Source organism: Psychrobacter sp. 1176_08, assembly GCF_052850615.1.
The window spans coordinates 77,462-97,792 of the sequence record NZ_VXCU01000010.1; the positions used below are offsets into that span (position 1 = coordinate 77,462).

Here is a 20,331-nt window from a genome sequence, read left to right on the forward strand (position 1 = left end):
TTAGGTTGTTAGTAATAGTCAACCCAGAACAGAAGTGGCACATACAGTTATGATGTTCTACTGGTATAAATTTTTCTTACTGGCTGTTCGCAAGCGTGACAGAGGTTTCAAAAAATTCATCCTAGTAGAACTGTACTCTTTTAAAATTGATAGGCTATATAAACGTTATTGCTTAACAAAACCATGCAAGGCAAGGATGCATGCCACTATAAGGATAATAAATATGCTTGATATGACTTCTGCCAAACAGGCGCTCAAAAACTGTTTTACCTCTAAAAAACCGTCAAACGTGCCGGTAGATTATGAGGTGCTGATCATTGGAGCAGGTCTTGCTGGCGTTGGTATGGCATGCCGTTTACAGCAACGACAGCACAAGAATCTATTTGGTCGTAAAGGCGCCAATAAGGCAACGCGCAACCAGTCACCTAAGAAAAAGACAGCTCAGCGATTTGTGATATTAGAAAAACGGGCAGATTTGGGCGGAACATGGGACTTATTTACCTATCCTGGGGTTCGCTCTGATTCTGATGCACTGACCTTTGGTTATGGCTTTCGCCCGTGGCTGGATCACAGAATGTTGGCAAAAGGCGCGGATATCAAGCGCTATATTGCCGATACCGCGCGCGAGTTTGGGGTGACGGAGCACATTCGCTACCAGCACGAGGTGCAGCAGCTGTCTTGGTCAAGTACGACCCAGCGCTGGACGGCGATGGTAAAAAACCAGAGTAGTGGTGAAGTGTTTACGCTAACTGCCAATTTTGTCGTGGGTGCTACTGGCTATTACGATTATGAGCAAGGCTATCGACCTCATTTTGAGAAAGAAGAGGCGTTTCGGGGTCAGATAGTGCATCCGCAGCATTGGCAAAATATTCATTACGATGACAAAAAAGTGGTAATTATTGGCAGTGGCGCGACGGCGATGACACTGTTGCCAGCGCTAGTCGATCAAGAAAGCGCGCAATGCGCACGGCATGTGACGTTATTGCAGCGTACGCCAACCTATGTGGCCAGCGTACCGGGCGATGATTATGCGCTTGACTGGTTATCCGGCAGTCTGTCACCTTTATCAAAGGAGCAAGCTTATACTGTGCTGCGTGCCCGTAATGTACTGATGCAACAAGGCATTTACCGAGCGGCTATCTTTGCACCAAGAGCCATGAAAGCGATATTAAAACACGGGGTCAAAAAAGAGTTAAAAGGCAGTAACGTAGACGTGGCACATTTTTTACCCAGTTACAATCCTTGGGATGAGCGCTTATGTGCCGTGCCAAACAGTGACTTATTCAACGCTTTACATCATAAGCGTGCCGATATCATCACTGATCAAATAGATTGCTTTACGCCAACAGGAATCAGGCTTAAGTCAGGTCAGCATCTAGAGGCAGATATCATCGTCACGGCGACGGGTCTAAAGATACAAATGCTTGGCGGTGCCAGCGTGTATATCGACGGTCAGGCAGTCGATATCGGCAGTCGCATGACCTACAAGGCGACCATGATCGAAGGGATACCAAATATGGTCGCTCTGTTTGGCTATACCAACGCCTCGTGGACACTAAAAATTGATCTGGCGTGTCAGTATGTCATACGCCTGCTGGATTACATGCATAAGCATCGTTATAAGGTGGCATTACCACAAGCAAAAACCGACCATAGCGAGGCACACATTCAAGAAGACACTGTGATGGGAGCGTTATCAGCGGGGTATGTGAGACGAGCCATAAATGAGCTGCCCAAACAAGGCGATCGCTATCCTTGGTACGTGACCAATAATTATCTCAGTGACCGCGTAATGCTCAAATATCGTCAGATAAAAGACGATTGGTTGCAGTTTAGTCGTTAAAACAAATACAGGGCGTTATCAGGCAGAACGGGTATAAATTTTTCTTGCTTACTGTGCCTATGGCGACAGAGGTTTGGTAACATTTATCCCGGTTCTGCTAATTCCTTTTATACTAACCTAATGGTGTAAAGACTTGGTCACAACCAAGTCTTTAATACTGAGATTATCAGTTATTTTGACTGCTTATCAATAAAATCAGTCACTTGTTTGCTGAGCATTTGCCACAAGGTTTCCTGCGCGCTTTTGCTGCCCCAAGCATTGTGCGGGCTAAATATCACACGTGGATGATTGGAAAGGGTGAGTAACGGATCATCATTTGCGATTGGCTCTTGTTCAAACACATCGCTGGCATAGCCGATGATTTGCTCATGGTTGATGGCATCGGTCAGTGCTTGACTATCGACAACCCCGCCTCGCGCCACATTGACGATGAGTGGCTGTTTGGTCATTTTTGCCAACGTGTCTTTGTTAATAAGATGCTGAGTCTGTTCATTTAGTGGACAGTGCAGGGTAATGACGTCCGAGCGGGCGAGTACCTCATCAAATGCTGTGTAATCTTCATTACGAGGCACTTGTCCTTGATGCTCGGCCCATAAAACGGTCATGCCAAAGGCGCGAGCAATATCGGTGACGCGTTTGCCAATCGTACCAACCCCAATGATACCAAGCGTTTTGTCTTCTAGATCAATGAGCGGAATATCAAGCAGACAAAAATTGCCATTGGCAAGCCATGTGCCATCAGCGACTTTTTGATGATAGTGAATACCTGCGCGCATAGCCGTTAGCATCAGCATAAAGGTATGCTCAGGGACGCTTTTGACGGCGTAACCAGCGACATTGTAAAGTGCAACATCATGCTTGTCGCAAGCCTCTTTATCGACGTTGTTCATGCCTGTGGCCGTCAGCTGGATCAGCTTGAGCTTGGGCAAGCTTTCGATGACGTCAGCGCCAATTTGGACTTTATTGGTGATGATGATGTCGGCATCTTTACAACGCTCAATAATGGTGTCTGTGTCTTTTGGCGTGTCGTTATATGTGATGTAGTCGCTGACTCCTGCTGGTGCAGGCAAGTCAATGCCATCAGAAAAAGTGCCTTTATCTAAAAAAACCGCTTGCATGCGTCATCCTTAGTTATTGTTTTGAATTTATATTGAAAGCATTGAGCGTCTTAATGTAGCACGTGACAACGCTTAGTCAAATATCAGCTTAGTACTTAGTTAAATCTCAGCTTAGTCAAAAACGAATCTGCTAAATATCTTATAATATCAATGGCTATCGCACGCCCTCTCTTGAAAATTCAACTTAACGCACTCATCTAGCCGCTAACGTTATATAATGGTTCGGTTTAATGGCTGGTTTGTTTTATGTGACCGTATCACGCATCCGAATTTTGATGTAGTGATGCGTGAGTCACTTTAGCCGTATGATAGCCACCATCGCTATTTATTTTCTTATCATCTGAGTACAAAAGACATCGCCCTATGACTATTTCTATTGCTTCATTGCACAGCACCGAATTCGCCGTTGGTCAACGTTATTTATCTGATACGGAGTCCGAGCTGGGCTTGGGTGTGGTCATCGATGTAGACGACCGATGTGTCCATATTTTATTTCCTCAAAGTGAAGAGACACGCGTCTATGCCAAAAACTCTGCGCCTTTATCACGTGTGGTGTTCAAAATTGGTGACAGCATTTATGACCAAGACGGCAAATGCTATACAGTCAATGCGGTTGACGAAGTCATGGGCGTACTCAAGTACGGTGTCGATGAGCACGAAAGAGGCATTATGGAGACCCGTCTTGCGGCCAATATTACGCTAGCAAAGCCGCTTGAACGTCTGCTCGCTGGTCGTATTGAGCGCGGTGATTGGTACGAGCTGCGTCAAGATATCTTGCGTATGCAGTCGGCGCTTGCCGGTCACCCATTAAAAGGCTTGATGGGCGCACGTGTCGATATTATCGAACATCAACTCTATATCGCGCATGAAGTGGGCAAACGTATCGCTCCGCGTGTGTTGCTAGCCGATGAAGTTGGCCTTGGTAAAACCATTGAAGCAGGTTTGATTATTCATCAGCAATTACTCACGGGTAAGGCTGAGCGCGTACTGATTTTAGTACCAGATAGTCTACAGTATCAGTGGATGATCGAGCTGCGCCGCCGCTTTAATCTGAACTTTGCGCTGTTTGATTTGGTTCGTACTGCGGCGATTAAAGAGCACGATCCTGAACAAAACGTTTTTGCTACTGAGCAATGTATTATCGCTGGTATGGATCTGCTGCTTGACCATCCTGATTTGTATGACCAAGCGATGGAGGCTGGGTTTGATTTATTGGTCGTCGATGAGGCGCATCACTTGCATTGGGATGAAGCGCAAGGCGGCAATGATAAATATGACCTAATTGCAGACTTTGCAGAAGAGACGCCAGGCGTCATGCTATTGACCGCGACACCTGAGCAGCTTGGCGCGCAAAGTCACTTTGCCCGTTTGCGCCTATTAGATCCTGATCGTTTTGATGATTTAGATGAGTTCATCGATGGTCAAGAAGCATTTGCTGAAACAGCAGCAGTCGCTGGCGTGTTGATAGAAGACAAGCCAGTAAGTGAGGGTCAAATTGCCGCGTTGAGTAGTTTGTTAGACATCAATATTGACGAGCTTGCAGCAATCAACGACGATGAAAAATTGCGAACCTATGCGCTTAACGAGTTACTCGATCGTCATGGTACGGGCCGTATCTTGTTCCGCAATACACGTGAGAGTGTAAAAGGCTTTTATGGTCGTAGCAGTCAGCCTTACCCACTGCCATTACCTGACGCTTGGAAAGACAGTTATCAAACCAATGGCAAATTGCGTGAGCAGCTATGGGGCGAAGAGAATCAACCTGATGGCGGCTGGTTAGAAGATGACCCACGTGTGCCTTGGTTGATTGATATCTTAAAAGGCGATCTCAAACACAATAAAGTGTTACTGATTGCTCGTAGTGGTGCGACGGTTGAGAGTTTAGAGGCGGTATTGCGCTTACATGCAGGTATTAAGACAGCTATCTTTACCGAGCAAATGACCTTACTTGAGCGTGACCAAGCGGCTGCGTTCTTCGCCGATAGCGAAGGCGCACAGATATTACTGTGTTCAGAGATTGGTTCTGAAGGTCGTAACTTTCAGTTTGCAAGCCAGCTGATATTGTGGGATTTGCCTGCCAATCCAGACACGTTAGAGCAGCGTATCGGTCGTCTAGATCGTATCGGGCAAACACAGCAAATCATGCTGCATGTGCCTTATGTACAAGGCACGGCGCAAGAGCGTCTGTACCAATGGTATAACGATGCGCTGAATATGTTTAATCAGATTTCACCGACTGCCCAAAGCGTGCAAGAGCAGTATATCCAAGAGTTGAAGCCAATGCTTGAGGGTGCGGATACCGATGACAATCGTACCACTTTACAAAATGTGATTGCAGAGGCACTACAGACGCGTTTGGGGCTAGAAGCTCAGCTACAAGCCGGCCGTGATCGTCTGCTTGAGTACAATTCGTGCCGTCCGCGCGTTGCAGGGCGTATCGCTGATGCCATGCGTGATTTTGATAGTCACAATTTATTGCCGCAATTTATCGAGCGCTTCTTTGCCTCAGCCAATATCGATCACAATATTCAACGTGATGGCTCATGGGTCATTGCCCCGATTGATAGCACTGAGATCAGTGATTATATCGATGGCTTGCCACTGGGTGACGAAGACGGCATGACGCTGACCTTTGAGCGTGAGCAAGCGTTACAGCGCGAAGATATTGACTTCATCACGCATGAGCATCCATTGATGCGTGCCATCTATGAGCTGGCGAGCACCAGCACCTTTGGTAATACCACGGTTGCCATGCTAAAAAGTGCTGCAGTACCACAAGGCATGGTATTGCTTGAAGTGAATTTTCGTGTGGAAGCGATTGCGCCAAAAGTCCTGAATCTGCCAGCGACATTGACCACACAGAACATTCGCGTCTTTATCAGTGAGCAGGGTAGCGATTTGTCAGCCCGTATCAGCGCCGACATGATTATGCCGCACATTGAGCGTTTGGATAAAAATCGTGCGCGCCAAGTGATTAAAGTGCGCGGGGATGTGATTGAGCAGCGTTATTATGAAGCCGAAGACATTGCTCGTGAGCAATTAACAGAGATTGGTGCGCAGGCAAGTGCGCGCTTTAGCCAGCAATGGTCACGTGAAATCAAACGCCTCAAGCATCTGCAAACCATCAATCCTAACGTACGCCCTGAAGAGATTGAGCGTCTAGAGCAACTAAAAGCCCAAGGTGAGCAAGCGCTCGGTAATTTATCCCTAGTGCCAGATTCTATTCGTGTATTGGTCGCCGTAAAACCTTAAACTTAAAATAAAAAAACGAGATGCCACCGAGTATCTCGTTTTTTATCATCTATGTTGCTTGTGTAGACAGGGCGTTTTGTATCAGCGCCGTTAAATAAATCGAGCGATACTTGTAAGTAAGCGCTTAGTCTCTAGTCAAAGCCACCAATATTGGGTAAGATGTTTACCTTGCCAAATTGTAACAAATACCTAGGTAACAAACGCTTAGTGATAGCACTGCTATGACTGTATTTTCTGTTCTAAAATCTCACTTGTGTGTTTTAACAAGTGATTTCATATTATTGTAAATTCAAACGCAACGGATCTGTCGCAATATCATAACCTTATTGATATCGATAGCTGCTGTGCGTTTTTTATAAAAATAAGGAAACATATCGTCATGTCCGATTATTCGCAACTGATTGATGAGCTGCTCGCTACGGTAGCGCTTATTGAAGTGACCCCTGATGTTTTTGAGGGTAAAAGCCATGACTATGTTGGCAGTCGTATTTTTGGTGGGCAGGTACTCGCCCAAGCGATGATGGCCGCAGCGCATACGCTGGATCAAGATAAACCATGTCATTCATTGCATGGATATTTTTTGCGTGGTGGTGATATCAATCAGCCTGTCATCTATCAAGTGCGCCGATTGCGAGATGGTCGCAGTCTGTCAGCACGTGAAGTGACGGCGATTCAATACAAAGAAGTGCGCGGCAAACCACCAGTGGAGCAAGTCATATTTTCGATGATTGCCTCGTTTTCACCGATGGAAGAGGGGCTTGAATATCAAGAAGATATGCCCGTTTATCCGCCACCTGAAGATTTACTGGCAGAGCAAGATTTAAAAGAAGAATACGTGGGTAAAGTGCCAGATGCGCTCAAAGCACGCTTTATGCGTCGTCGCCATGTGGAGATTAAGCCAGTTAAACCGCGTGACCCAATTCATCCTGAGCCCATGAAACCCAAACAAGCTAACTGGGTGCGTATTCGTGAGCTGGGCAATCAGCCCGTTGCTATTCAACAGGCGCTTCTTGCGTTTTCATCGGATTTTTATCTGGTCGGTACAGGACTAATGTCCCATGGTGTGAGCTTTATGACCAGTGGTTTGCAAGCGGCCAGTATTGATCACTCGATGCATTTCCATCGCAATTTTGATTTGAACGGCTGGATGCTGTACGACATGTGGAGTGATACAACCTCTAATGCCAAAGGGCTCAATCACGGACAGTTTTGGCAAAATGGTAAGCTGGTTGCCACCGTACAACAAGAAGGTTTGATGCGTTTGCGTGTACCAAAGTCCTAAAATCTAGTCTTAGAATTTAGCCTGAAAAGCATATCCTAAAATTTAGACGGATATTGTAGAACCTTGAATGATAAAAAAGTTCTAAGCCCTACCTTTAAAAATATTTTAAAAATAGCGCTTAGAGTTTTGCATTAACATCAACGTTTAACTATCGCTTCTAGATTTACCGCTCAATAATTTTTTCCATAGCGCGAGGCAGACCCAAACTGTCTCGCGCTTTTTGTTCGTCGAGCCATTTAAAGGCAATCTCAGCCACTTCCATTTTATTATTTAGCTCGGTTATTTGTGCCGTATCAACCGTCAATTTTCGCGGCGTCAGATACCAATGAAAGTGCGTGAGTGAATGCTTAATAGGGTCGTCATCCAGCAATGTGCGACTGATTGATGCGGCGACTAAGTCATTTTCTGTCAGCCATTCATTGATAATTTGCTCAGCCGTGGTAAATTCTGCTTCATATACTTTTTCATTACTGCGTACATCACATGATGGCTTATCCTCGCTACTTTCTGATTTTTTAGTAGCAGTCTTACCATTTGCTTTACTGTCAACTTTTTCCACAAACTGTAATGGTAAGCTCCACAGGCCGCCCCAGATGCCATTATCAGGGCGTTGTAGCCATAGTATGTCACCGTCTACATTTTCTATCAGCAACGCATCACTAAACTTACTGGGCTTGGGCTGCTTTTTTGCTTTGACGGGATAATCAGTCTCGCGTCCCTCGGCATGTGCCAAGCAGTCGTCTTGCAGCGGACACAAGAGACAAGCAGGTTTGCTACGCGTACATAAGGTTGCGCCCATATCCATCATCGCTTGCGCAAATAATCCTGAATTCTCCATTGGGGTCAAGCGTTCTGCTAATGCCCACAGCTCTTTGGTCGTGGCAGATTTGGTAATATCACCATCGATGGCTGCCCAGCGTGTTAAAACCCGTTTGACATTACCATCGCAGATGACGCCATAATGATGCAATCCCATCGCCATAATTGCCCCAGCAGTCGATGGCCCAACGCCAGAAATCGCCTCCCAGCCTTCCAAAGTCTGTGGAAAATTCCCTGTCTCATCGATAACTGCAACCAACTGCTTAGCGCCTTTATGCAAATTACGGGCACGCGCATAGTAACCAAGACCTGCCCAATGCTCGGCAACCAAATCCCAATCCGCTGCGGCTAAATCTTGTACGGTTGGAAAGGTTTCCATAAAACGCGCAAAGTAGGGCAGTACGGTGGTGACCTGCGTTTGCTGGAGCATAACTTCTGATAGCCAAACGATATAAGGATTTGGCGTATCGGTTTGGTGCTGTTGCCACGGCAAGTCGTGGCGACCATTTTCGGCAAACCAATCGAGTAGGCGCGGGGCGAAGGAGTTTAGGGAAGAGGTGGCGTGGTTAAAAGTTGTGTCAAAAGATTCAGAATTGGCGGTTAGCTGGGTCATAGGCTCTATTATTTGGTTTTTTGAAGGTAACCAATTATACCTGATATACGTATTTGCTACGACCCAGTAGCAAGAAGTTTAAAGCAAATAATTGAGTAAAAATAATTACTTAACGATAGATGGAAGCTGAAAATTATTTATAGCATAAGTGTTGGCGCAAAATTTGATTAAAGCAAAATAAGAAAAAGCCCATGAGGGCTTTTTTATAGAAGATAATTTTTTAAGAAGCAAGTTTTAAACCAAACCTATTTCCGATTCTGCCGCGTACGCTTTTTACGTAAACGCTTCTCTTCTTCCTTAGCTTTACGCTTCTCTTCAGCAGCGAGACGTTGTTCTGCGACGACGATTTCTTCCGCTTCGATCATAGCTGGTGTCTCAAGCGTGATACGCCCAATCTTAGCGCTCCGCAGCTCGTTGATGAGAATCTCAGACATGCGGTAGGTGTCGACCTGATTGCCCGAACGCACACAGCCACGATTACGGCCCGCTATTTCAAAGAACTCCCAGTCGGTCTTGGGTAGCTCGTCAATTTTATAGCGAGTCTTTAGCAGCTCAGGATAGGCGTGTATCAAATACTCAGCGGTGTAGCTTGCCACATCAGCGAAATCAAACGCGGTATCGCGAATACCGCCCGTCGCGGCTAAGCGATAGCCAGAATTTTCATTTTCAACCTTTGGCCATAGCATACCAGGCGTGTCATAGAGCATGATGTCATCGTCAAGTTTAATCAGCTGCTGAGATTTGGTCACCGCTGGCTCATCACCCGTCTTTGCCACAGCGCGCCCCGCCAAGGTATTAATCAAAGTAGATTTGCCCACGTTTGGAATACCCATAATCATGGCTTTGATTTGACGGCCTGTGCCTACTTTATTGGGAACAAGATGTTTGCAGATGGCGATGATGCGTTTGACATCGTTGGCCTTGTCGGTATCGCACGCAATCGCTTTAACACTGGTTTGCTGCTCAAGATGATCCATCCACGCTTGGGTCAATTCAGGATCAGCAAGGTCGGCTTTGTTTAGGATTTTGATGACGGGTTTTTCGCCGCGCAACGCTGCGACCATTGGGTTTTCACTACTATAAGGAATGCGCGCATCAATCACTTCGATGACCACATCCATCTGCGGCATGATTTCTTTGATTTCGTTGCGGGCTTTGTTCATGTGCCCAGGGAACCACTGAATACTTGCTCTCTTATCCATCTGACTTCATAACCTTTTATAAAAAATGCTAAAAGTAAAACAATGAACGTTTACTTTCTAATGATGCCAGTTTACTACAGAACCCGCATGCTCACGGCACAATTTCACACGGGCACGACGTAAAGCCATTCTTGAGGCTGATCTATAGTGAATCCTAAATAAAAAAGGGGACAAACTTAATGTTGGCAGCACTATAATTATATTGGGTTGACTACACTTGCTCTTTATCAACTGGCGGCAAGGGTGCCAAATAACCAATTAACAATATCAAGCTGCCTGCACCAATAAACGATATCACTCGCCAAATCGCGTCGGTCTGTGACAAATCGACCAAGACCAGTTTAAGCACGACAATGCCAAGCAGACCAATACCCATAAACCAAAGTGCGCGCTGCCAGTAGCGACTGGCGATGATGGTGGCAACCAATGCGAGGAGTGTCCATAAAATCGTCAGCCCTGTTTGTACTTGTTCACTGTTCCATGCACCGCCTTGAGCGCCGTCCCACAGTGGTGTACCAATAAAGGCATGTAGCGTTCTGATTAACATACTAGATATCAGCCAAAAACTGATTAATCCCAAGACAATGAGGAAATTGTCCGTGGTTAATATTTGCTGGCGTTTGATATCGGTATTTGAGGCAGTTGAAGGGTCAGCGTGGCGATGTTGGTACAGGTAATACAGACCAAAGCCAATCAATAGCACCAGCCATGATGTGACATCATATAGGTTCAACAGTGGGAAGTAAGGTAAATCCCAAATCATACCGTCATACGACCAGTTGGTAATAATGACCCACAGTAGGGCAATCGGAGTAAAAACAGCCGCGCAGCTTAATAGCGCCTTTTGCCAGTTGAACCAATATAGCCATCCTTGAGATTGCTCATCATTTATTTGCGCATCTTGCTTGTGATTATTGCCAAAACGATTATTACCAGAATAATTATTAATAGAGCGATAGCCGAACCACAATCCTGCCAATATTAAAACAGCAGGGACTAAGATAGCCATGACGCCATCAGAATCCGGCAGTACATAATGGGCAGTGACAGCGATCAGTAAAATCCCTGTGCCAAGCCAACTTGCTCGAGAGTAGCGTGATATATCACCAGCGGCATGCCATGTCTTTAACCAGAGCTGACCGACAATCAACCAACCCGCTACTAGGATTGCAAACACCAGCCATTCTGCCGTTATCCAATGCCAATCAAACTCAAAATTTTGTGGTAGCTGTAGCACCAACATCGCATAAAATAGCCATGATAACGGGCGGCTCAGGTGTCTGATCTCTGACCACGATTGATACCGATCAATCAGCCAATAAGCAGACAGACTTATGAGCGCCGCGAGCGCAATGAGCGTCGTTGTGGACTGCCAAATATCAAACCAATGATCCCAATCAATCATCAGTACGTGTAGCATCCATACCACTGCCGTAAAAGTCAAAAATGAGATCACTCTAGGGCTGTGCCACACAAATTTAAATACTTGGCTTTGACTGTCGATTGAGTGCAACCATTGGTGAGCGGCACGTGTGCTGATGCCTAACGAGTCGGCGTAGCTAGATATGGTGGCTGATGCAGGTTCTGATACATCACCAGCTTTGACAGTAAATAGCGTCGGTGAGTTGCTGGCACGTAATATAAAGACAGTCCCCAGATAACTGAGAGCCGAAATACTCAAGGCCAATACGGGATAATCTTTACCCGTAAATACGGCTGTCGTCACAAGCATGCCAATGCTAATCAGCTGCAACAATAAACCAAACAATACGGACCACGCACGTAATGAGCGCCTGCCAAACCAAACCAGTGCCAGTCCTTGTATGGACCAACCAAAGGCAATCCATTCTGCATCGAGCACTAAAGGCACGACCAATGCTAAAAACCCAAACCCAAGTGCCAACATGCCTTCTGTAATTAAGGCATAGCGCTGACTGCGCTTGATAAATATCCAGCCCAAACCAAAATAAACAGCCGCAAAGATTGCGCTGGTCATCGATAAAGCATTGGGAATATCATCTAGCAACGCGGCGAATAAACCAAAGGCAAGCAAAGGCACCGAAAATAATAAGCCCGTATCGATGGGAAACAGATACGTTGTTTGTTCATTGTCCCGATTTTTTAGGTCGTCTGTTGGGTTATGGGTTGGGTGAGTGCTGTTGAATGCAGATTCATTAAAGGTATTGTAGCTGATGATTTGCTGCGCGTAGCGAATGACGACGAAGAGGTATAGAAGCCAGTGTAACGCGACTAGCAGCACCAAAAGCCAGCGCTGTGATTGAATGACCGTCGTTAGATTTTCACTTAAGCCCCAATAGTAGGCCAGCCCAAAGGTCACGCCCGCCCCAAACAGATTCAATATTTTCCAAGGTCGATAATGAGCAATCACCGCAATGGTGACATTTAATAAAAGGTAATAGCTGAATAATACAACCAAGCTACCTGTGTCTTCACTGGTCAAAATAGGGGCAAAAAACCCACCAGACAATGCCAGTAATGCAAGTGGAAAAGCGTTTTGCCGAACCGCCAATGCAATAGTGACAGCTGATAATACGCCGAGTCCAATAAAGCTGGGTATACTCGGAAGAATCTGATAAACGCTATAAGCGAAGAAGGTACTCAGATAAGCAATCGCGAGGCCCGTACCTTGTAGCGTAATGCCATAAGAAAAGCGTTTTGCCGTCAGCTTATAGCCAAGTCCTGCCAATCCAAGCCCAGCAACCCCAATCGCCATGAGCTTAGTCGCAATAGAAATCTCAATATATTCGCTCAATAACCGTAGCAATAATACCACACCCACCAGCAATACCAAGACGCCAACCCGTACGACTAAATTCCCACCAAAAAACCAATTTTTAATAGAATGAATCAACGATGTGACCATCGGCAATGAACGCTCATCAGGCTCTATCGGTGAGGTCTGTTTTTTGCGTCTAACGGTGGCTGTTGTGGCGGATTGATCGTTGACTAACGGACTGCTGTCTAATGAATCAGCACTAAAAGCGGGTGATGAAAGATCGGTTGTAGCAATGGTTGGGCGAGATGGTGGCCATGTAGGTGGCTTAGCAGAGCTATCTACGGATAAGTCTTGTTGATTAAGAAAAGAGTTATCAATGTAATTGTTTGCAACAGAGCCATCGTCTCTATCTTTTTTATCAGCTAAGTCAGCGTGCGCAGACGTTGTATCACGCGTTTTTTGTTGCTCAAGCGCTATTTGTAGTTTTAATACATCGCGGCGTAGCTGCTTGACTTGCTGACTTATCCTACTATATAACGCGACAACCACAATCAGTAAAGCCGTAAAAGCCAACCAGCCCAGCTGCGTTATCAAGAGATATAACATCATCGTCACTCAATCTGTCTCATAATAAAGGGATAATGACGCTATTTACTGAGAAGTACAAGCCTGCCTATGTCACTTGAATCCTCGAATGACGGACAGCAATAAAAAATTGATACTAATAAAAAAAGGTCAGCTTAATGATTAAGCTGACCTCTCATGGATTTCTTATTGGCTCTAATATTACAAAGCAGTTGTTTTATATGCTTGAGCGAAAATTATGCCAAGTTGGTTTTCATGAACTCAAGCATGTTTTCCCAGCTTTGCTTGGCAGCCGCTTCATTGTAGCCAAGATCTATCTCATTTTTGGCAGCCTTTTCGTCTGCATGCGGGTTGGTGAAGCCATGCTTAGCATTGTCATAGACATCAATTGTATAGTCGACGTCAGCAGCATCTAGCTCTGATTTTAGTCCTTCAACCGCGTCCATAGACACCATTGAATCATCACGACCATGAGCAACCAATACTTTTGCTGTGAAGTTTTTATCTGCTGGCTGCTTGGCTGATAGATTACCATGGAAAGTGGCGACGGCTTTTAATGGCATGGCTTCGCGCGCCATATCGAGTACGATTTTACCGCCGAAGCAGTAACCAATTGCACCTAAATTATTACCATCAACGGCCAGTTGGTCGCTAAAATCATTGAGGATCAAGCGGCAGCGAGCCATCAGCATGTCTTGATCGGCAGTTACTTGCTCCATCCACATGTTTGCCATGGACGCATCAGTAGTAATTTTGCCTTCACCATATACATCCATGGCCACTGCTGCATAACCAGCTTTGGCTAAACGCTCGGCCACTGATTTTGTATGATCGCTAATTCCCCACCATTCTGGAGCAACTAAAACACCAGCAACGGGATGATCGTCAGAGGCGTTTTCTGGTAGTGCAACATAGCTGATAAGTTCAACATTGTTTTCGGTTGTGCTGATTAATTCAAAAGTCTTGATTGACATATTATTGTCCTTTTTTATGTTATGAGTTTTGGTTATCTATATTATTTATAGTGTCTCGTTTTTTACTTTTACTACCTTAACGCCCATGACAAGCAAAAACAGCTATAATACTGTAACGCTCTTTATCAAAATGCTACTGCACATTTATGACTATCAATTTGTTAAACAAAGACAATACCAATTCGACTACTGAATCAGAGTTTTTATCAAACCCTCACTCAGGTGCTCAGCCAAATATGCAGGTAGAACCATCTGTGACTTTGTTTCCTGAAACCAAAGCCTCTGCATCCTTGCGTCCAGAGTTTTGGTCGCGATTTACATTGAATGAATTGAATCACAGCGAGTGGGAGGCCTTGTGCGATGGCTGCGGCAGTTGCTGCTTGATTAAGTACATTGATGAAGACGAAAATGGCGATGTAGACGAAGCGTTGGTTGAATATACCGATGTGACATGCCAGCTGATGGATTGTGCGACGGGCTATTGTCAGCATTACGCCACGCGCCAAGAGCACGTACCAGATTGTATTCAGTTGACCATGGAAAATTTGCCAAGCATGATGTGGTTGCCATCACACTGTGCCTATAAGCGCTTGTATAAAGGGCAGACGTTACCAAGTTGGCATTTGTTATTGACCGGGGATGCAGTGCTTACACAGCATCAAATGCGTGCTGCCAACGTTGGTGTGGCTGGGCGCTGCGTGAGCGAAATGGACATGAGTGATGAAGAGATGGAGATGCGAGTGGTCAATTGGGTAAACCCTTAGCCTGCATGACTTTTCTGTTATTACTCTTTCACTATTTTTCACTACACCTAATGGTTACCCCTATTAATTTTAGTCACTATACCTAATCATGATATCCAAGCCCCATACCAAACCTAGCGATATTATTGAGAAATTTGAGCGGTAGATTGTGCATTTGCCTCAGCAGATGCTTGCGAATCGGCAAGTGGGGGAATAGGAATGCCTTGACGAATCTGCTGAGAAAACGCACGGCCATTATCATCAGATGTGGCACCAGATTGATTATTAAATCCGAGTGCTTTTGGATTGATGTGGGTGCGTTCATACCATGTGTCCATCGACCAAGGCTGATTATCATTTTCGGGCGCTGCATCTAACATGCCGACATCATATAGGTAATTGGGTAGCCAGCCTGATACCCAAATTCGATAATCCCATGGCAGGCGATCGCCACTAACAATACGCGCCATATAAAAAATGATATTGGTACAGTTACTGAGCAGCGTGTTGTACCAGTCGGGCGAAGCATTTAGGTCATCAGCAGCAGTCAAATAAGCTTCAAATAACGATCTCACCTCATGCTGTTGCAAATGACTGACAGGAAACAAATACACTTGCTCACCGCGGGCGTTACTACGAGTATAAATAATGTCGCGCTCTTCGGCGGCAATCAGGCTTAACTCATAACGCCTAAAAAATCCTGCCAGCGCAGAAAAAGATTCGCCTTTTTCTTTACGAATCTCAAATGAGAAGGCAAGTGGTCGATCATTTTCAAAGCGAAAACTGACTAAGGTATGGGCAATGAGTGGCCCCATCCAATAAGAGTTGGTCACATCAACACCAGACAGCTTGGACAAATCGACCGTGCGCGTTTCCCAATGCTCCGTTGCTTCGGTATCTGTACGCCAATCAAAATTACGGACGTTGGTGAGCGTAATCAAATCAGGGTTGGCGGCATCACGCTTATAATCTACCCGCTGACTGACTTCAGCCATCCAGTCACGATCTTGTTTGGGTTCGATAGACAAAAACCAACCAACCCCTGCAAACCAAGTCGCAGCATAAATCCCTGTCAGCCATTTAACACGAGTGCTTTTGTAAGAGTGGCTGTCTGCATTATGGTACGAGGTAGCGTTTTTTTTAGTAAATAGGGTTTTATCAAAAATTTGAGGCCAGTAACGCGCTGCAAGCAATGTGGCTAACAGTCCAACCACCACAATCGTTGTCAGCCAAGTGATGGCGCTGGTTATCCCAAATTGGTACCAAACAGCCAGCAATAACCAGATCGCAGACAATATCAGGGTGAGGGCAATAAAAAATTGAACGATGTAGTGTCGCCATATAGATAACCCGCGTCGATGCCCAAATACCTTATTTTCTCTACCAGGGCTTTGGTTTTCTTTGCTGTGATTTTGGTTTTCTCTGACGCGACTATGTGAACCATGATTTGACTGGCGGTCATTAGAGTGAGAACTAAACAGGCGGGAGAAAAACGAACGTAGCGACATAAGGATTGCTTTGATAGACACAGGTTTTGACCATAGCAAAGTTTATAACACACTGACAATACAATTTGAGTGAATTTGTCGTTGAATGTCAGTCACCCATGCGATAAAGTGAAGCTGATTTATGCTGGTCTATTTATTGTTTAATGATAAAAGATTGGTTTTATTCACGACGTTTGTCCCCATCTACACGTTATCTATTATTTACTTATTATATTTATTGTCATTAACTAAAGAGGTTAAATCACAACACCATGTCTGACGACACTCCCAGCCCGAGTAGTTGGTCGATGCGCGGCTTAAAACGCTGGCTATCGACCGCCCCTGAAACCCGTGATGAACTGGTTCGTTTGGTACAAGACTCGCGCCAGTTTTTAGAACCTGATACCGTTGATATGTTAGAAGGCGTGCTAGATCTGCCAGCGACTCAAGTGCGTGAAATCATGACGCCGCGTCCGCAAGTGATAGGTTTACACGAAAGTACCAGCATCTCTGAAGTGATGGATATCATCCTTGATACCACACACTCACGCTACCCAGTATTTGACAGTCAAGACGACGATGCCGTCATTGGAATCTTACTGGCAAAAGACTTAATTCCTATTCTGGTTCATATGGTTCGCAACCAAGAAGAAAAAATTGACAGCAAACGTCTAAGAGATTTGGTGCGCCAGCCGTTATATATCAGTGAGACCGCGCGCTCTGATACTTTGTTACGCTCATTGCAGCGCACACAAGTACACATGGCCATTGTGGTGGATGAGTTTGGTAATTTTGGTGGCGTGGTCACGATGGAAGACCTACTCGAAGAGATTGTCGGCGATATCGTCGATGAGCATGACGACTTTGATGAAGACAGTGACATCAATAACATCATTGCTGATCCCGAAAAATCTAACACGTGGCGTGTGCAAGCCTCTACAGTGATTGAAGACTGTAACGATGAGCTTGGTAGCCAATTTGATGATACCGATGTCGATACCATGGGCGGTTTGGTCATGCAAGCATTGGGTCATGTGGGAGATTTGGAAGGGGAGAGCGTGGTAATAGACGATTGGAAAATCACCATTACCGATGTGGAAGGACGTTTTATCCAAAACCTAGAGCTGACCAAAATGAATCCAGATCATCAAATATTGATAGGCAGTCATTAATGCGTTACTAGATGAACGATTAAAAGACGACAGGCGACACTCAAAAAACACGATTGCGATCGTGTTTTTTTCTTTTTAGAATTGGGATTTTGCTACGCAATTTTACCCATTCAGTAGGCTAGGCTGGTATCATGGGCGGGTTTAATTTTAGATACAGTATCAAACTGGATACGGTCTACTTTGGCTTGAGTATTACTTGGATACTAAAGCTTTAAATTTTTGAGAAATATGGTTTTGGATAACTGCTATGCGCCTGTCTACTGTTGATTTGCAAAAACGTCTGAACCCTGATAAGCCAAAAGGCTTACCAATGCTTGTGACGGTACTGATTGCGTGGCTGGCAGGCGCAATATTTACCTTGGCGCTTGCGCCTTATGATATTTGGCCGCTTGCACTGGTGTCGCCTGCTATTTTGTACGCCTTGTTAATTCCTGCAATGAATGGCAAACGTGCCTTTTTGATCGGTCAGGCTTATGGCACAGGACTGTGGTGCGTGGGCGCTTTTTGGCTCTATACCTCTATTCACGTTTACGGCAATACGCCTGTATGGCTTGCACTCATTATGATTGCACTCATGGGGCTGGGCATGGGGTTGTTTCATGGATTTATGGCGCTAACATTCAATAAGGTAGTCGGTAAGCAGCCGCTGTCTTTTGCAGCGCTTTGGGTTTTGCAAGAATGGATGAAAACGTGGTTATTTACCGGTTTTCCGTGGTTGTTTGTGGGTTATGCCTTTACCGAGCAGTATTGGCTGTCCTCATTGGCGCCTGTTGCGGGCGTTTTTGCCATCTCTTTTGTCGCGGTCTTATTGGCCGCAAGTGTGGTTGAGCTATTGCGTCGCCGTAGTGGTTATATGATTCCATCATTGGCGCTATTGGTTATTAGTACTGCATTATGGTTAATCAATCCGCAATGGACGAAGCCAAAAGGCACGCCAGATTTGTCTGTGTCGCTGATCCAAGGCAATATTCCTCAAGATCTCAAATGGCTCACTGAGTATCAGATAGAAACGCTCAAAATCTATGCAAACTTGACGAGTACCGAATGGGATCGCGATCTTGTGTTGTGGCCTGAATCATCTATCCCTATGTTTCAGACGGAAGCGGTTGGCTTTATCAATGAAATGGTCAAAATGGCCAAGGAGACGGATACCACGTGGGTTACGGGTATTCCTTACAAAGATGAAGCAGCGTTTGATGCCAGTACCGATAAATATCCGCCATTTTACAATAGTGTCATTGCCTTAGGCGCAGACGCAGAAGGACTCTATAAAAAACAACGTCTGGTACCGTTTGGCGAGTACATTCCCTTTGAAGGATTGTTAGATATTTTGCCGAATCTGGCAGGTAGCCAAGACATCATGAGTTACAGTCGTGGTAGCGATAAACAGGCACCGCTACGCGTTCGTGGACACAATTTGGGATCAGCCATTTGTTATGAGGTTGCCTATCCAGATACCACACGCAAAAACGCCATTGGTACGGACTTTTTATTGACCATCTCAAACGATGCTTGGTTTGGTACGTCAGCCGGTCCGTTACAACATCTACAAATGGTGCAAATGCGCGCGCTTGAAAATGGCCGCTGGTTTATGCGGGCAACCAATACGGGTGTGACGGCAATCATTGATCATAAAGGTCATATTGTCGAGCGCGCGCCGCAGTTTGAACGCACGGTATTACGCGGTGAGGTGCAAGCGCGTGTTGGCAATACCCCCTTTATGCGTTTTGGTCAGTATCCTATCTTATTTATCATCGCGTTATTATTGGTATTGAGCTATTTTGGCAAAGGATCAAGCGCACAGGTTCGTTCTAGCAAGCAGGTATAGTAGGCCGACATCATTTATCATAAAGGCCATTGAGAGAAGTAGTCGATAATAAATCCTTTAAATACTTAAGGGCTTTAACAAATCAGTATAAATTGCGATATAATAGGTCAATATTTCAAATATTTTGTGCAAGGTGGATAAGGTATGTCAGAAGGTATCGTCAACAACAATCCGAAGAAAGAGCTGCTGTATACTTTGTGCGGCATTGCCTTATTTTTAGGTATTGTCTTATTGATTGGCATTTCTGGATTTTTGCGTCCAGCAGGCGAACATATTAAGGCTGAGACTACCGCAGCATCAGCCGCTGCTGATAAGGCTGAAGCAATTGCTGCTGAAGACGATGCAGCGCCAGCAGAAACTACAGCTGCACCTGCGGCAACAGCAGATGCCTCAACAACGGATACAGCAGCAGATGCGACCGTCACTCCAGTAACAGAAGGTGATAGTGCCGTGGTTGCGGCAGAGTCTGGTACAGCGACAGCCTCTGGTACTGTCAATCAAGCAGCGGTTGGCGATGCAGATTTAACGGCTGAGCAAGCAGATGGTGACTTAGATGCAGGCGATACGACTGATACACCAACGGCTGCACAGTAATATTTTCCAAAAAAGAACTTGTCGTAAAAGTTGCTTTATTGCACATTTACCTCACTAGAAGCGTATTCAAACGTCAAGGCTT

Annotated in this window: 13 protein-coding genes; 7 read left to right on the top strand and 6 right to left on the bottom strand. The window is 45.3% G+C overall.

All coding sequences use genetic code 11. The annotated features are described in order from the left end of the window. The first annotated feature begins 223 nt into the window (after positions 1-223). On the top strand, positions 224-1,843 hold the full coding sequence (locus FW759_RS12750; RefSeq protein WP_446443178.1) for a flavin-containing monooxygenase: 1,620 nt from the start codon (positions 224-226) through the stop codon (positions 1,841-1,843). Positions 1,844-2,013: 170 nt separating this feature from the next. On the opposite strand, the gene FW759_RS12755 is transcribed toward FW759_RS12750, so the two are convergent. Then, entirely contained in the window at positions 2,014-2,961 is a 948-nt protein-coding gene (locus tag FW759_RS12755) for a D-2-hydroxyacid dehydrogenase (protein WP_446443179.1), read from the bottom strand. 363 nt (positions 2,962-3,324) lie between these two features. Between FW759_RS12755 and rapA the strand changes: the two genes are divergently transcribed. Together rapA and FW759_RS12765 are read left to right on the top strand one after the other, a co-directional pair. Further along, the gene (gene rapA, locus FW759_RS12760) at positions 3,325-6,213 is read left to right on the top strand and encodes an RNA polymerase-associated protein RapA (RefSeq protein ID WP_446443180.1); all 2,889 of its coding nucleotides are present in this window, start codon (positions 3,325-3,327) and stop codon (positions 6,211-6,213) included. Positions 6,214-6,592: 379 nt separating this feature from the next. Further along, on the top strand, positions 6,593-7,495 hold the full coding sequence (locus tag FW759_RS12765) for an acyl-CoA thioesterase (protein ID WP_443530521.1): 903 nt from the start codon (positions 6,593-6,595) through the stop codon (positions 7,493-7,495). Between the two features lie 163 nt (positions 7,496-7,658). Here the strand turns inward: FW759_RS12765 and mutY are convergent, their stop codons facing one another. The 4 genes from mutY to FW759_RS12785 all read right to left on the bottom strand — a co-directional run bounded on the left by mutY (position 7,659) and on the right by FW759_RS12785 (position 14,425). Continuing rightward, positions 7,659-8,927, bottom strand: coding sequence for an A/G-specific adenine glycosylase (gene mutY / locus FW759_RS12770; protein ID WP_443530522.1), 1,269 nt, complete (start codon positions 8,925-8,927; stop codon positions 7,659-7,661). 245 nt (positions 8,928-9,172) lie between these two features. Then, entirely contained in the window at positions 9,173-10,129 is a 957-nt protein-coding gene (gene ylqF / locus FW759_RS12775) for a ribosome biogenesis GTPase YlqF (RefSeq protein WP_131401174.1), read from the bottom strand. A 211-nt stretch (positions 10,130-10,340) separates the two neighbouring features. Further along, on the bottom strand, positions 10,341-13,475 hold the full coding sequence (locus FW759_RS12780; RefSeq protein WP_446443181.1) for a DUF2339 domain-containing protein: 3,135 nt from the start codon (positions 13,473-13,475) through the stop codon (positions 10,341-10,343). A 212-nt stretch (positions 13,476-13,687) separates the two neighbouring features. Next, positions 13,688-14,425 carry a dienelactone hydrolase family protein gene (locus tag FW759_RS12785; protein ID WP_095569682.1) on the bottom strand — a complete coding sequence of 246 codons (738 nt, stop codon included), beginning with the start codon at positions 14,423-14,425 and terminating at the stop codon, positions 13,688-13,690. Positions 14,426-14,661: 236 nt separating this feature from the next. On the opposite strand from FW759_RS12785, the gene FW759_RS12790 reads away from it, so the two are divergent. Further along, on the top strand, positions 14,662-15,189 hold the full coding sequence (locus FW759_RS12790; protein ID WP_443530543.1) for a YcgN family cysteine cluster protein: 528 nt from the start codon (positions 14,662-14,664) through the stop codon (positions 15,187-15,189). A 122-nt stretch (positions 15,190-15,311) separates the two neighbouring features. Here the strand turns inward: FW759_RS12790 and FW759_RS12795 are convergent, their stop codons facing one another. After that, the gene (locus FW759_RS12795) at positions 15,312-16,676 is read right to left on the bottom strand and encodes an Lnb N-terminal periplasmic domain-containing protein (protein WP_443530525.1); all 1,365 of its coding nucleotides are present in this window, start codon (positions 16,674-16,676) and stop codon (positions 15,312-15,314) included. Between the two features lie 251 nt (positions 16,677-16,927). On the opposite strand from FW759_RS12795, the gene FW759_RS12800 reads away from it, so the two are divergent. The 3 genes from FW759_RS12800 (at position 16,928) to FW759_RS12810 (ending at position 20,249) form a co-directional block, all read left to right on the top strand. After that, positions 16,928-17,827 (top strand): transporter associated domain-containing protein, encoded by a 900-nt coding sequence (locus tag FW759_RS12800; RefSeq protein ID WP_062845593.1) that lies wholly within the window; start codon positions 16,928-16,930, stop codon positions 17,825-17,827. A 247-nt stretch (positions 17,828-18,074) separates the two neighbouring features. Next, positions 18,075-19,655: an apolipoprotein N-acyltransferase gene (gene lnt / locus FW759_RS12805; RefSeq protein ID WP_446443182.1), complete on the top strand. Its 1,581-nt coding sequence runs from the start codon at positions 18,075-18,077 to the stop codon at positions 19,653-19,655. 144 nt (positions 19,656-19,799) lie between these two features. After that, positions 19,800-20,249, top strand: coding sequence for a hypothetical protein (locus FW759_RS12810; RefSeq protein ID WP_446443183.1), 450 nt, complete (start codon positions 19,800-19,802; stop codon positions 20,247-20,249). Positions 20,250-20,331: the final 82 nt, after the last annotated feature.

Excerpts from the sequence above, each read along its gene's own strand:
- FW759_RS12780 (WP_446443181.1), bottom strand. The coding sequence starts at position 13,475 with ATGATGTTATATCTCTTGATAACGCAGCTGGGCTGGTTGGCTTTTACG.
- lnt (WP_446443182.1), top strand. The coding sequence starts at position 18,075 with ATGCGCCTGTCTACTGTTGATTTGCAAAAACGTCTGAACCCTGATAAG.
- FW759_RS12810 (WP_446443183.1), top strand. The coding sequence starts at position 19,800 with ATGTCAGAAGGTATCGTCAACAACAATCCGAAGAAAGAGCTGCTGTAT.
- FW759_RS12790 (WP_443530543.1), top strand. The coding sequence starts at position 14,662 with ATGCAGGTAGAACCATCTGTGACTTTGTTTCCTGAAACCAAAGCCTCT.
- mutY (WP_443530522.1), bottom strand. The coding sequence starts at position 8,927 with ATGACCCAGCTAACCGCCAATTCTGAATCTTTTGACACAACTTTTAAC.
- FW759_RS12765 (WP_443530521.1), top strand. The coding sequence starts at position 6,593 with ATGTCCGATTATTCGCAACTGATTGATGAGCTGCTCGCTACGGTAGCG.
- FW759_RS12795 (WP_443530525.1), bottom strand. The coding sequence starts at position 16,676 with ATGTCGCTACGTTCGTTTTTCTCCCGCCTGTTTAGTTCTCACTCTAAT.
- ylqF (WP_131401174.1), bottom strand. The coding sequence starts at position 10,129 with ATGGATAAGAGAGCAAGTATTCAGTGGTTCCCTGGGCACATGAACAAA.
- rapA (WP_446443180.1), top strand. The coding sequence starts at position 3,325 with ATGACTATTTCTATTGCTTCATTGCACAGCACCGAATTCGCCGTTGGT.
- FW759_RS12750 (WP_446443178.1), top strand. The coding sequence starts at position 224 with ATGCTTGATATGACTTCTGCCAAACAGGCGCTCAAAAACTGTTTTACC.
- FW759_RS12755 (WP_446443179.1), bottom strand. The coding sequence starts at position 2,961 with ATGCAAGCGGTTTTTTTAGATAAAGGCACTTTTTCTGATGGCATTGAC.
- FW759_RS12785 (WP_095569682.1), bottom strand. The coding sequence starts at position 14,425 with ATGTCAATCAAGACTTTTGAATTAATCAGCACAACCGAAAACAATGTT.
- FW759_RS12800 (WP_062845593.1), top strand. The coding sequence starts at position 16,928 with ATGTCTGACGACACTCCCAGCCCGAGTAGTTGGTCGATGCGCGGCTTA.